The sequence below is a fragment of the Microbulbifer maximicatervae (SeqCode) genome (genome assembly GCF_052467065.1).
On sequence record NZ_CP174299.1, the window covers coordinates 4,795,506 to 4,808,441 of the forward strand.

The following is a 12,936-nucleotide window of genomic DNA, read 5'->3' on the forward strand; positions in this document are numbered from 1 at the left end:
AGTTAAGAGTAAAGCGGGGATTATAGCGAAAAGAAACAAACGAGACGCCAGTTCTATAGAGAAATCAGAACTGCTGCAGACGAAACTCTTTCTCTTTCCTGGCACAAATGCCAAAACGACCTAACTTCTGCACCAGCTCCGCCTTTTCAGCTTCGGTGAGGAACTCCCCGACTTCAAGGCACCCCTCAGGACCACTAAAGTTTACCGAAGCCATTTCGGTAGCACTGCTCCCCATCCTTACGAGTACTGCCAACTTATCGCGGGCGAACTCCCGGTGATACACCGTTTGCTGCCTGAACCCCTTACAGCAATCCAGAATTACCAACTCCTCATTGATGCGTATTACTTCTCTGCGGGTCCCTTCGAGGTACACGTAGGTAAACAGGATGCCCAGCAGGATCATTTCAAGCCCGGCAAAGGGAAGAATCATCCAGGCTCCCGCCATCGCAAAAGCGAGGCTGATTCCAAGGGATACCCCAACCAAGGAGAAAAACACCCACAGATTGCCGGAGAGGGACAGGGACTGGTTAGGCTGCAGCAGGATACAGGCGCAACGGGCGGTGTTGCGGCCAACTTCAGTGACCATAGCAGGGACATCCGGCAGATATATAAAATCAGTGTAGTGCCGATGGCGGCAGCTCACACGAAGATACTGACCGGGAAAGTTTCCTGGTCCGGGCCGGGGTTTACAAAATTCAGGCATAAAAAAACCCACACCTCAGTGTGGGTTTTTGGGAGAGGTCTGCGGCCAAGGCCTGGGACCTGTCACTCCCTATTACGGCAGCAGGTGTGCTACTGCATCACGCTCTTCCGCCAGCTCCTGCTCGGTAGCAGACATTTTCTCGCGGGAGAAGTCGTTGATGTCAACGCCTTGAACAATTTCCCAGTCGCCGTCTTTGCAAGTGCAAGGGAAAGAGTAAATCAGGCCTTCCTGAATACCGTAAGAACCATCGCTGAATACAGCCATGCTGGTCCAGTCACCTTCAGCGGTGCCCAGAGCCCAATCGCGCATATGGTCGATGGCAGCGTTGGCAGCGGAAGCCGCAGAGGAAGCACCGCGCGCCTTGATGATAGCTGCACCGCGCTGTTGAACAGTCGGGATGAAGTCGTTTTCGTACCATTCCTGCTCCACTTTATCCATGGCTGCAGCACCGGAAACCTTCACTTGGTGCAGGTCTGGGTACTGGGTGGAAGAGTGGTTGCCCCAAATGGTCATATGGGTGATGTCGTTAACGCTGGAATCAGTTTTGTTTGCCAGCTGAGACAGAGCGCGGTTGTGATCCAGACGGGTCATCGCGGTGAAGTTACGCGGGTCCAGGTCTGGAGCATTGCGCTGAGCGATCAGGGCATTGGTGTTAGCCGGGTTGCCAACAACCAGTACTTTTACGTTACGAGAAGCAACGTCGTTCAGGGCTTTACCCTGTGCAGAGAAGATAGCAGCGTTAGCTTCCAGCAGGTCCTTACGCTCCATACCCGGTCCACGGGGACGCGCGCCTACCAGCAAAGCGTAATCTGCATCTTTGAACGCAACAGTAGCATCATCGGACTGAACGATACCCGCGAGCAGCGGGAAAGCGCAGTCTTCAAGCTCCATAGCAACGCCTTTCAGCGCTTCCAATGCCGGAGTGATTTCCAGCAATTGCAGAATAACCGGCTGATCTTTGCCCAGCATTTCGCCAGAGGCGATGCGGAACAGCAACGAATAGCTAATCTGACCGGCAGCGCCGGTAACAGCAACACGTACAGGTGCTTTCACGATAGTTCTCCCTCGTTTGTAAGCGGCCGCATTATAGGGCCTCGCGAGTAAATTTCATCTTACACAAGCGAAATAGCGGCTCAATTTGTATGACAAAACCTCTCAGACTGTATTGGACACTCTTTGCGAGTGATTATGTCAGCGCCAATTCCCGGTAACGCGTCTGCAGTGCCTTGTAAACCTGGTCACTGTAATCAGCAGCAGATGGGTCCAAAAGTCCGGCAATTTCCGCTAGATGTTCATTGTCTTCACGGCCCGCCCAGTTTTTTACATAGCTGCCATCTTTGTAGCCGTTATCCTGGCGGAATCGGTTGAGTACATTTTTACCAACATATCGCTGGTACAACTCAGCAAAAGACATTTCTGCATCGGCCAATAGTTGAGCAAAGCCAGCAACATCAAACTGTTTGGTGGCCAGGGTGTTCAAGGTGAAAGACTCGAGGTTTTCACGGAAATCACCCGCCGTACGCTCGGAACCGGCAAACTCCTTCAGCATGATCTCAGCCACTTCCTGCGGAGAGCCTTTTTGCAACTCAAGGCTCAAACCGAAATGCCAGATATCCACCAATTCAAGCTTCACCTGATCCATTTCTGGAAGCTGCTTCTTCCACCACTTCCAACCGTAATGGTCTAACAACTCTGCACTTTCTACCCAAATAGCGCGGTACCAGGCAAAGTTTTGCTCACGCCAGTTTTCATTTACTACTGTATTAATCTGGTCTTGCAGAGTCAGCATGACTTGCAACTGCTGCTTCATCATAGGGGAACATCCAATAGACCCGGATCAAACTGCCCGGGGGAATAATCTGAAAAAGTTTTCTGAGGTGATTTCGGCCAGCTCTTCGTAGGGAATACCGCGTAAATCAGCGATAAATTCTGCCACTTCACGCACATAGGCCGGAATATTGGGCTTACCCCGATAGGGCACTGGAGCCAAATAAGGGGAGTCAGTCTCAACGAGCAACCGATCCAAAGGCAGCCTGCGGGCGACATCCCGCAGCTCCTCGGCATTTTTAAAGGTCACGATGCCGGACAAAGAAATATAATAATTGAGATCCAGGGCAGCCTTGGCCATATCCCAGCTCTCGGTAAAACAGTGCAGAACACCTGCGGTATTGGTATTACCGTGCTCTTTAATGAGAGCGATAGTATCTTCCCGCGCATCTCTCGTATGCACAATAACCGGAAGCTCTGCCTGCCCCGCCGCTTTCAGGTGTGCAATAAAGCTCTGCTTCTGGATTTCCTGGGTGTCAGTGCTGTAGTAGTAATCCAGGCCTGTCTCCCCCAATGCAACAACATTGGGCTGGTTAGCCATTTCTACCAGTCGCTCAACATCCGCCATGCCGGAGTCGACATCCAGCGGGTGCACACCAACGGAACAGACTACGTCCTCGTAGCGGGATGCGATTTCAACAACCGCATCGGCGTTTTCCAAACTGATACCGACACAGAGGAACTTGCCAACACCGCGACTGCGGGCCAGGTCCAATACAGCATCCAGATCGCCATCAAATTTATCGAGCTTAAGTCTGTCCAGGTGACAGTGAGAATCAACAAGCATTAGAGAGTTACAACGTATGGGTTGGGCGGCTGGATTCTAAGGTTCCCGCCAAGTGGGTTTCAATCTTGTTTTGCGCGATATTGTCCTTATCGCCAAATTGAACTCCGATTCCGGGAGTGCGGTTGCCTTGAGCACCATTGGGCGTAATCCAGATCACTTTACCGGCAACCGGAATCTTTTCCGGCTCATCCATTAAGCTCAGAAGCAGAAAAACCTCATCGCCAAGGTTGTACGATTTATCCGTACTGATAAATAAGCCACCATTCTTTACGAAGGGCATATAGGCCGCATAGAGCACAGATTTATCCTGGATTTTCAGTGACAGGATGCCGTTGCGGGCACCGCCTCCCATGGCTTTCATGGACAACCTCAATGTTTATATTTCTAAATGATGCGCTAACTTATCTAAGCCCGCTGCCTGTGTCCAGGCAACGTCAATTACCCTACCCGACTTGTGCAAGACGCCTAAGCAAAAAGCTTCGCCCAACGAATAAATAATTCTTCCAGCAGCAAACGACGATTGGGGTTAGCTGTGCCCAGTAACCCTTTCCGCGCCTGAAGCAAATGATCGTAGAACGCAAATACTGGCTGCAAGCTTTGCTCACTCGACCCCGGCAACCTCTGCAAAAGAACCATTAGCTGGGCATCTCCACTAAGATCACAACTGCGAATCTGCACCATCTGGGTTAACCAGTGCTGCCAGAAAAGCAGTAGTTGAACCAATTCAACACCCTCGGCCGGTGTTTCCCAACGGCCCGCTGTAGAGACTGAACTTGCCGTACCCTGAGCTACAGCAACCAAATCTTTAAAAAACTGCTCACGTACTTCTCTCGACTTGGGCTCGGCCAGCTCCGCCGCCAATAATGGTGCCCCGCCTGCCAGAGTTAAGACACGCTGTGCCAGCGGCTCTTCCAGCCCATTGCTGTATAGCCACTGTAGCGCCACCTCTCCAGTTGGGGGCGGAAAAGCTATAGATTGACAGCGACTTCGAATGGTTGGCAAAAGGCCTGTGGGGGCATCGGTGATCAACACAAAGATAACGGAGGGTGCCGGCTCTTCCAGGTTTTTCAACAGGGCATTGGCTGCGTTGACATTCATCGCCTCCGCTGGCGACAAACAAACCAGACGCGCCCCGCCCCGCCCACTGGTGCGGGAAACAAAGTTGCCCAGCTGACGGATCTGTTCCACTTTCAGTGGGCCACCGGGCTTTTCAGGTTCAACTTGTAGGAAATCAGGATGCGAGCCAGCCATCCACAACCGACAATCCTTACACTCTCCACAGGCCTGACCTGCCCTCGGTTGTTCACATAGGGCCAACGCGGTAAAAGCAGCCGCGAATTGTCGCTTTCCCAACCCCTCCGGGCCAGTCAGCAGCAAAGCGTGTGGGCAACGGCCCGCCTGCAACTGCAACCCCAACCGCTGCCATTGCTCGGAGTGCCAGGGAAGAGGTACCGGTATCGATTTATACTCAAAAGTTTCAGGCACAGACATCAGCCACAATTCTTATCATTTAAAAATAGATTCTGGGGCAAGATAGCTTAAAGCAACAGCTCCAATTGCTTGGCTAGATCCATCTGCACCTGTTCCAGAGATTGGCCGGCATCCACAACCGCGTAACGGGCAGGCGCAGCTTCAGCTCGATCGCGATAAGCCGCACGCACCCGCTGGAAGAACTCCAAGTGCTCACTCTCAAAACGATCCGCTTCCCCAGTGCGAGCGGCTCGCTTTAGCCCCACTTCCGGGTCGAGATCCAATAAAAGCACTTTATCTGGGCGCAAATCCCCTTGAACTGTCTGCTCCAACTGCTCGATCAATTGTCGATCCAGTCTGCGACCACCGCCTTGGTAGGCATAGGTAGCATCGGTGAAGCGATCACAGATCACCCAATCCCCACGTTTTAAGGCGGGCAGTATAACCTGGGACAGATGTTGCGCGCGGGCGGCAAACACCATCAATAGTTCCGCCGTGGGATCAACGGATTCATCCCGTTTGGCCAATAACAGCTCGCGCAGCTGTTCTGCCAATGGGGTGCCTCCCGGCTCCCGGGTTTGGATAAAGTTAATATTGTGCTTTTTGAGCCACTCGGTGATGAAGAGTAAATTGGTAGATTTCCCCACCCCCTCTACACCCTCGAGGGTGATGAACTTGCCGTGCGACACTAATTCTTTCCTTTTGCCGGACTCGAGCGGTAATCCGCGCGCCTTTTCAGCTGATACTCCCGCACCGCACGGTTGTGCTCTGTCAGAGTCGCTGAGAAATGATGAGATCCATCCCCTTTGCCAACAAAATACAAGCTCTTGCCGGGCTTTGGATTTAAAGCGGCCCGAATTGCCGCTCGCCCAGGTAGGGCAATCGGCGTAGGGGGAAGGCCATTAATAACATAAGTATTATAAGGTGTTGCCTGGCGCAGGTGTGTACGGGTCAGATTTCCGTCAAAGTCCTCACCCAAGCCGTAAATTACGGTGGGGTCTGTCTGCAAGCGCATACCTTTATTCAGCCTGCGTACAAAAACACCGGCTATTTCACTGCGCTCAGATGGCTGCCCTGTCTCTTTCTCGATAATTGAAGCCATGATTAAGGCTTCATAGGGCGACTTATAGGGCAGATCATCCCCTTTTGATTGCCACTCCTCATCCAGTACCTTCTGCATCCGATCATAGGCCTGACGCAGCAGCTCAATATCTGTGGTACCGGACCGGTAGACGTAAGTATCCGGGAAAATCCAACCCTCGACCTCATCTTCCTTTAGGCCCAGGGCCTGGGCAGCGGCACTGACATTGCTTCCCTCTTCGGACTGAACGATTCTTTCACCGGAGCGGATTTGTCGCAGGGCCTGGCGAAAGGTCCAGCCCTCTAATAGCGTAATGCGATAGCGGGTAACTTCACCGCGATTCAGGCGTGCAATCAAGTCCCGCGCGTTACTGCCAAAGGGAACTAAATACTCGCCGGAATGGATTTCTGTTGTGCCCTCCCAATAGGCATAGGCGAGAAGTATTTGCGGCCACTGGATTATCCCTTCGCCCTGCAGGCTTCGCAGCGTCCGGGACAAACTTCCGCCCTTTTCCACCTGAAGCGTAAGTCCATCTTGTGCAATCGGCAGGGGGGATTCCAAGGCTTCCTTTGCCACGTATAGAGAGGCAACTGCAACCAAGCAGGCCAATACCAGCCCACCAAATAACAGCTTCAACACTCTCCAAGCGAAACTCGCTTGCTTTTTCTTCACCACAATTTATCCAATATCAGCTTCTGTAGCTTGCGGGTCTCGACACCCACAGGCCAATTTTTGTAACCGATTACCTCTACCACCGGTAATACACCTCGAACACTGTTGCAGAGAGCCAGCTCATCGGCCTCACAGAGTTCGGAAAGCTCCATGTCTTCCTCTTGCCAGTGGATATGGCTCGAGAGCCACTGCCGCATCACACCATGAACACCACACCGGTGCAGGGATGGAGTCATCCACTTCCCACCAAATCGGGCCAGGATATTACAGCGCAGGGTTTCGATGACCCTTCCCGCCGAATCCAGCATCAATCCATCGAGAAATTGCCCCACCGGCAGCTCCGCTTTTGCCGCATTATATCGGTTACGGAGTAAAGTTTTGCAGCCCTGGTTCGAATTACTACCGATCGGCAAGCTCGTCGAACAAGGAAAAAGGCTAGTGCCCACCTGCCCCTCAGCAGTTTCAATCAGCGGCCGCAGCACCAAATCCCAACATTGCTGCCCGCGCACACTGCCAACACGCAGGCGCGCAATCGCCTCAGACCAGCGACAGCCGGCTGTCAATTTTAACGTCGACTGCTCAATTTCTCCCAGACAGGCCTCATCCAACACTCCCGAACGCTCCAGGCGAGCGCGGTGGAAAGACCAAAGCGGTAGACCTTTGTTGTGACAGCGCATTGTTTCGAGGATTCCACCCGAGTAATCAGCATCATCTGGCAACTGATCAACGGCCAGCCCCCGAAAGTACATTTGAGGTAACTGGTACATGGAACTCCCAAGGCAGGTGTGCCCACCTCGCGGTGGGCACGGGAATCAGACTCGCTTGAATATCAGTGACCCATTGGTGCCACCGAAACCAAAGGAATTGGATAGGACTGCATTGATTGCCATCGGCTGGGCCTCTTGGGGCACCAGGTTAATACCGGCACAGGCCTCATCCGGAGAGAAGAGATTGATAGTGGGGGGCGCAACCTGGTCGCGCAATGACAATACCGAGAAAACGGCTTCAATAGCACCGGCAGCCCCCAGCAGGTGACCGGTCATCGACTTGGTAGAACTCACAGCGAGGGAGTCCGTCACCCCCGCGAATACTTTTTTAACCGCCAGGATCTCAGCTGTGTCTCCCAGCAGAGTAGAAGTGCCATGAGCATTGATATACTGGATATCACTTGGGCTCATACCGGAATCTCTCAGGGCATTTTCCATTGAGAGAGCAGCGCCAGCGCCATCTTCCGGAGGAGAGGTCATGTGGTGGGCATCACCGCTCATACCAAAGCCAGCTACTTCTGCATAAATCTTGGCTCCGCGAGCGACTGCATTTTCGTACTCTTCCAAAACGAGTACCGCAGACCCTTCACCCAGTACAAAACCATCACGGTCTTTATCCCATGGGCGGCTTGCTGATTGCGGATCATCATTGCGGGTGGACAGCGCCCTTGCCGCACAGAAACCGCCGAGCCCTACCGGGGTGGTAACCATTTCTGCACCACCACATACCATCACATCGGCATCACCGTGCTGAATCGCACGAACGCCGAGGCCAATCGCATGGGTTCCTGTGGTACAGGCTGTTGTCACTGCCAGATTGGGGCCTTTGAGGCCATATTTAATCGAGAGGTTACCCGCAACCATATTAATGATGGCGCCAGGTACAAAGAAAGGTGATACACGGCGAGGGCCTTTTTCGGCAATCAGCAATGAATTATCTTCGATAGCCAGGATACCGCCCATACCAGAGCCAATACAGGTACCCACGCGCGGACCCAGCTCTTCGGTTACCTCCAGGCCGCTATCTTGCATAGCCTGAATACCGGCAACCAGTCCGTACTGCAAGAAAGTATCCATCTTGCGCGCTTCTTTTGCGGGCATGTATGGCGTGGGATCAAAATCCTTTACAGTAGCGGCGAAGCGGGTTGAAAAAGCCGAGACATCAAATGTCTCAATCGGAGCAGCACCATTAGCTCCCTGTAGTACCCCAGACCAAGTATCCTCTAGGGTGTTACCTAACGGGCTAACGACTCCCATTCCGGTTACAACAACTCTTCTTTGCGACACTGCGCTCCCCCCTGAAATTTTCTGCTACCGTCCTTCACCAATGTAGTTAAAAGAACAACATCCGGTCAGCAGTCACAATTCCGTAGTACCAATAACAAGAAAGCCGCGCTATGAAACATAGAACGGCTTTCAGAATCGCTCGGCTAGGTACAGCATATTGAGCTGCCCGTGCCTAAACTACCCAGCAGGAATTAACCAAGGTTATCCTTGATGTAATCCATTGCCAGCTGAACAGTAGTGATTTTTTCAGCTTCTTCATCGGGAATTTCAGTTTCGAATTCCTCTTCCAAAGCCATAACCAGCTCAACTGTGTCGAGTGAGTCAGCGCCCAGATCTTCAACAAAAGAGGCTTCAGGCTTAACGTCTTCTTCCTTAACGCCCAGTTGTTCAGCAACGATCTTTTTAACGCGCTCTTCAATGCTGCTCATGATTCAATTTAACTCCTAGTGGGTAAAAATCTGTTTTAGTCGCTATTGTTTTTCACCGTATCCAATGTTGTTGGTGATAACGACCGGCTCACACAGCTTTTGGATAATTCAGAGGCCATTGTACCCCAAGTTTTTCGGGATGTAATGTGCGGCCCCTCAACACCATCAGCAAAAACATAAATATCTCTAAAATCAATAAGTTAAAGAGACATTTTGAAACACAAACTACGCCATGTACATACCGCCATTGACATGAATTGTCTCGCCGGTGACATAGCCTCCCGCATCACTCGCCAGGAAGGAAACCACCGAAGCAATTTCTTCCGGCTTCCCGAGCCTCGCGAGAGGAATCTTACCCAGAAGCAACTCGCGTTGCGCTTCAGGCAAGACTTTTGTCATATCAGTATCAATAAAGCCGGGGGCTACGGTATTAACCGTGATTCCTCGGGAGCCCACCTCTGAAGCCAGGGAGCGGGCGAACCCTCCCACACCAGCTTTGGTCGCCGCATAATTGCTCTGACCGGCATTACCCATACTTCCTACGACGGAGCTGATATTAATAATCCGTCCCCATCGCGCCTTGGTCATATCGCGCAGGCAAGCCTTACTCATGCGATAGACCGCGGTCAAATTCGTATTGACGACTGAATCCCACTCGTCATCCTTCATGCGCATCAACAAGTTGTCCTTGGTGATGCCAGCATTATTAACCAATATCGCAGGAGCACCAAACTCATTTTTTATCGCTGCATGAAGCTCGGAAACACTTTCCGCATTGCCCACATCCAGAACTTTACCGGCACCTGCGATACCGGCTTCTGCGAAGCGGGCGCTTATTTTTTCAGCACCGGATTCGCTGGTGGCAGTACCAATAACTGTGGCACCCATTCCACCGAGCATATCTGCAATTGCCGCACCAATACCGCGACTTGCACCTGTCACCAAGGCAACTTTACCCTCAAGGGACATCTGTAAGGTCATTCTCACTTATCCTTATTCGACTTCTGGACTACTTTTTGAGCGATTTATACCGCTGTAGCTCGCAGAGCTTCATTAAAGTTACTGGGGCTATCGATTGCGTGACAGGAAACACTTCGATCGACACGTTTGATCAGGCCAGACAAAACCTTACCCGGACCACACTCAACCATTTGCTCCACTCCGGAGCCAATAATTTTTTGTGCGCAGGCAGTCCAGCGAACCGGGCGATAAATCTGCTCGATCATCAGGGTCTTAATTTTTTCCGGATCCGATTCAAGCTCAGCGTGGACATTGTGCACGATGGGTATTTCCGGCGCGTTAAATTCTGTCGCCTCTATTTGAGGGGTCAGCTTTTCCGCCGCGGGACGCATCAGCTCAGTGTGGAATGGAGCACTGACCGGAAGAGGCATAGCCTTCTTTGCACCGGCAGCTTTACAGGCTTCGATGGCGCGCTGCACCGCCGCGCTACTTCCCGCAATAACAATCTGGCCGGGAGAGTTGTAATTCACCGCAGCGACTATTTCATCCTCAGCAGAAACAGCACAAGCTTCTTCGACAGCTGCATCATCAAGACCGATGATCGCAGCCATAGCGCCCTCCCCTACGGGAACCGCCTCCTGCATCAAGCGGCCGCGCTCGCGAACCAAATGAACCGCATCTTTAAATGCCAGAACGCCAGAGCACACCAGTGCTGACCACTCACCCAAACTGTGACCGGCCATGAATGCAGGCTGGGCACCGCCGCGAGAGCGCCACATGCGATAAAGGGCAACACTGGAAGTCAGTAAGAGGGGCTGGGTACGCTGGGTGAGATTAATGGCTTCCTGCTCGCCATTCTGGCACAGGTCCCAGAGGTCATAGCCGAGCACATTGGATGCTTCGGCAAAAGTGGCCTGAATTTCAGGCGCCTCTTGGGCAATCTCAGAGAGCATACCTATTTTCTGGGAACCCTGCCCCGGAAAGACAAATGCGAGTGCGGCATTGGTCATAAGATATCCTTAACCTAAATGTGGCTGATTTCAGTAAGGGAAAACTGCTTTTTACCCTTCATCCATGGAGCGTCTTTCGCCGGATTGTGCCATAGCGGCATCGACCCTGGCTGCCAGGTCAGCATCGGCACACTCCTTCGCCGTAACCATCGCCCGATAAAAAGCTTCGCTGCTGGCACCGCCGTGACTCTTGATCACGTTGCCCTTTACCCCTACAAAGCTGGCGCCATTATAGCGAGCAGGTTCCACCTGTGTACGCCATTTTCGCAACAGCTTTATGGCCAATTGGCCAAAAAAACGCTTGAAACACCCTCTTTTCTCGATTGTGAACGCTTTTTGACCCATTAGTCGAATCACACCCTCGGCAGATTTCATCGCAACATTACCCATCAGGCCGTCGCAAACAACCACATCTACCGAGCCGGTAAAAATATCATGCCCCTCAACAAAGCCAACATAATTGACCCCGGGGTCCGCATCGAGCAGCTCCGCTGCACGGCGTATTTCGGCGCTACCTTTATGTGCTTCCGCCCCAATATTGAGCAGCGCCACCTTTATATCCTTCACGCTCTTGCGGGCAGTATGAATCCGCTGAGCCTCAATCCCCATACGGGCGAACTGAAGCAAATCCTCAGCACTGCAATCCACATTGGCACCAAGGTCCAAAAGATAGCAGGAACCCATACCCGAAGGTACAGACTTACCGAGCGCCGGCTTCCTAACACCTTGGATATTACCGAGAATACTGCGGCTCAACGCCAACAAGGCGCCGGTATTGCCGGAGGTAACTGCTGCTTGCACATCTCCCGATGCAACACTCTTCAGGGCCATCGCCATGGTTGAATCGCGCTTATGGCGAACAGCCTGCAACGGATTGCACTCTTGAGTGATGACTTGCTCGCAATGGATAATTTCGAGACGGCGGGTAACGCGGCGGCGATGGCGCTGCAGCTCTTGATGAACCAGAGCTTGAAGCTCTGCGCGCGGACCAAATAGCTTTAGCTGCGCTTCAGGGAAGTTTTGAAGAAATCTAATACATGCCGGAACGACAGAGCGGGGACCTAAGTCCCCGCCCATTGCATCCACGGCCAATCGCAATTGGCTGGACAAAGCTTACTCTTCTTCAGAGCCGCCGCTAACTTCGATCACTTTGCGACCACGGTAGAAACCGTCTTTGGTCACGTGGTGACGACGGTGTTTTTCACCGGTAGTCGGATCGACGGAAAGGGTAGCACCTGCGCCCAGCGCATCGTGGGAACGGCGCATACCGCGACGGGAACGAGTCTTCTTGTTTTGTTGAACAGCCATTGCTAGCTCCTAAAATAAACAAATTTCGCTGGAACCGGGGCGCCTACCGGCGAGCCCAAACTCATCGGGAAACCTAGGATTTACCCGACGAACCCTTCAACTGCTCCAGCACTTTAAAGGGGTTTGCCTGTTGCTCATCCGCCTCGGCAACCTCGCCACCAAAATGAAAGCTCTCCTTGGAGACACATTCTTCCTGGTGATAAGCCACCATTGGCAAATTGAGCAAAATTTCATCTTCAAGGATCTGGTGCAAGTCCAGCTCATCGCCGTCCTGGATCACCGGGTCCAGATCTTTGGGCAGGGCCTTACCCTGCTCCTCAGTCCATACGATACCCCAGCTAAACTGTGCCTCGATCTGCTCATGGACCGGTGACAAACAGCGCTGACACAAGAGGTCAACTGCAAGTTGAACCTTGCCGCTCACCGTTTGGTGACCTTGCAAGTCTCGCTCAAACTGCAATTCAGCAGAAATCTCTCCGTGGACAGACTCAACTGCGCTACCAACCCGAGGCAGGGACTCCAACGGCAAAACACCATCGAGCAACTGCTCTCGCTGTACCAATTTCCGAGCATCAATGCTCTTTGGCAATACTGATTTAGAGGGGGCTATCGACATAAGCGCGCAATTCTATGGAC

Annotated in this window: 16 protein-coding genes; all 16 read right to left on the reverse strand. The window is 52.4% G+C overall.

The window, feature by feature from the left end; translation table 11 throughout:
- Positions 1-64 precede the first annotated feature (64 nt).
- Entirely contained in the window at positions 65-703 is a 639-nt protein-coding gene (locus tag ACJJI1_RS21155) for a DUF2244 domain-containing protein (RefSeq protein WP_413662277.1), read from the reverse strand.
- Between the two features lie 72 nt (positions 704-775).
- Positions 776-1,756: a malate dehydrogenase gene (locus ACJJI1_RS21160; protein WP_282932481.1), complete on the reverse strand. Its 981-nt coding sequence runs from the start codon at positions 1,754-1,756 to the stop codon at positions 776-778.
- Positions 1,757-1,889: 133 nt separating this feature from the next.
- Complete coding sequence (locus tag ACJJI1_RS21165) at positions 1,890-2,513, reverse strand: dUTP diphosphatase (RefSeq protein WP_444898227.1); 624 nt, start codon at positions 2,511-2,513, stop codon at positions 1,890-1,892.
- 27 nt (positions 2,514-2,540) lie between these two features.
- Positions 2,541-3,317 carry a TatD family hydrolase gene (locus tag ACJJI1_RS21170; protein ID WP_444957912.1) on the reverse strand — a complete coding sequence of 259 codons (777 nt, stop codon included), beginning with the start codon at positions 3,315-3,317 and terminating at the stop codon, positions 2,541-2,543.
- Positions 3,318-3,324: 7 nt separating this feature from the next.
- The gene (locus ACJJI1_RS21175) at positions 3,325-3,678 is read right to left on the reverse strand and encodes a PilZ domain-containing protein (RefSeq protein WP_413662279.1); all 354 of its coding nucleotides are present in this window, start codon (positions 3,676-3,678) and stop codon (positions 3,325-3,327) included.
- Positions 3,679-3,782: 104 nt separating this feature from the next.
- Positions 3,783-4,808, reverse strand: a complete 1,026-nt coding sequence (locus ACJJI1_RS21180) for a DNA polymerase III subunit delta' (protein ID WP_413662280.1) — start codon at positions 4,806-4,808, stop codon at positions 3,783-3,785.
- 47 nt (positions 4,809-4,855) lie between these two features.
- Complete coding sequence (gene tmk, locus ACJJI1_RS21185; RefSeq protein ID WP_444957913.1) at positions 4,856-5,476, reverse strand: dTMP kinase; 621 nt, start codon at positions 5,474-5,476, stop codon at positions 4,856-4,858.
- The gene (gene mltG, locus ACJJI1_RS21190; RefSeq protein WP_444919287.1) at positions 5,476-6,507 is read right to left on the reverse strand and encodes an endolytic transglycosylase MltG; all 1,032 of its coding nucleotides are present in this window, start codon (positions 6,505-6,507) and stop codon (positions 5,476-5,478) included. Before mltG ends, tmk begins: the two co-directional genes overlap by 1 nt.
- A gap of 29 nt (positions 6,508-6,536) precedes the next feature.
- Positions 6,537-7,307: an aminotransferase class IV gene (locus tag ACJJI1_RS21195; RefSeq protein WP_444957914.1), complete on the reverse strand. Its 771-nt coding sequence runs from the start codon at positions 7,305-7,307 to the stop codon at positions 6,537-6,539.
- 45 nt (positions 7,308-7,352) lie between these two features.
- Complete coding sequence (gene fabF, locus ACJJI1_RS21200; RefSeq protein ID WP_444957915.1) at positions 7,353-8,594, reverse strand: beta-ketoacyl-ACP synthase II; 1,242 nt, start codon at positions 8,592-8,594, stop codon at positions 7,353-7,355.
- 191 nt (positions 8,595-8,785) lie between these two features.
- Entirely contained in the window at positions 8,786-9,022 is a 237-nt protein-coding gene (acpP, locus tag ACJJI1_RS21205; RefSeq protein ID WP_020415205.1) for an acyl carrier protein, read from the reverse strand.
- Between the two features lie 225 nt (positions 9,023-9,247).
- Positions 9,248-9,991, reverse strand: a complete 744-nt coding sequence (gene fabG, locus ACJJI1_RS21210) for a 3-oxoacyl-ACP reductase FabG (RefSeq protein WP_444894745.1) — start codon at positions 9,989-9,991, stop codon at positions 9,248-9,250.
- Positions 9,992-10,047: 56 nt separating this feature from the next.
- Positions 10,048-10,992, reverse strand: coding sequence for an ACP S-malonyltransferase (gene fabD / locus ACJJI1_RS21215; protein ID WP_444957916.1), 945 nt, complete (start codon positions 10,990-10,992; stop codon positions 10,048-10,050).
- 51 nt (positions 10,993-11,043) lie between these two features.
- A complete protein-coding gene (gene plsX, locus ACJJI1_RS21220; RefSeq protein WP_282932473.1) occupies positions 11,044-12,102 on the reverse strand; it encodes a phosphate acyltransferase PlsX in 1,059 nt (352 codons plus the stop codon).
- Between the two features lie 3 nt (positions 12,103-12,105).
- Positions 12,106-12,300 (reverse strand): 50S ribosomal protein L32, encoded by a 195-nt coding sequence (rpmF, locus tag ACJJI1_RS21225; protein WP_108733564.1) that lies wholly within the window; start codon positions 12,298-12,300, stop codon positions 12,106-12,108.
- 73 nt (positions 12,301-12,373) lie between these two features.
- Positions 12,374-12,916, reverse strand: a complete 543-nt coding sequence (locus ACJJI1_RS21230) for a YceD family protein (protein ID WP_108733565.1) — start codon at positions 12,914-12,916, stop codon at positions 12,374-12,376.
- Between the last annotated feature and the right edge of the window lie 20 nt (positions 12,917-12,936).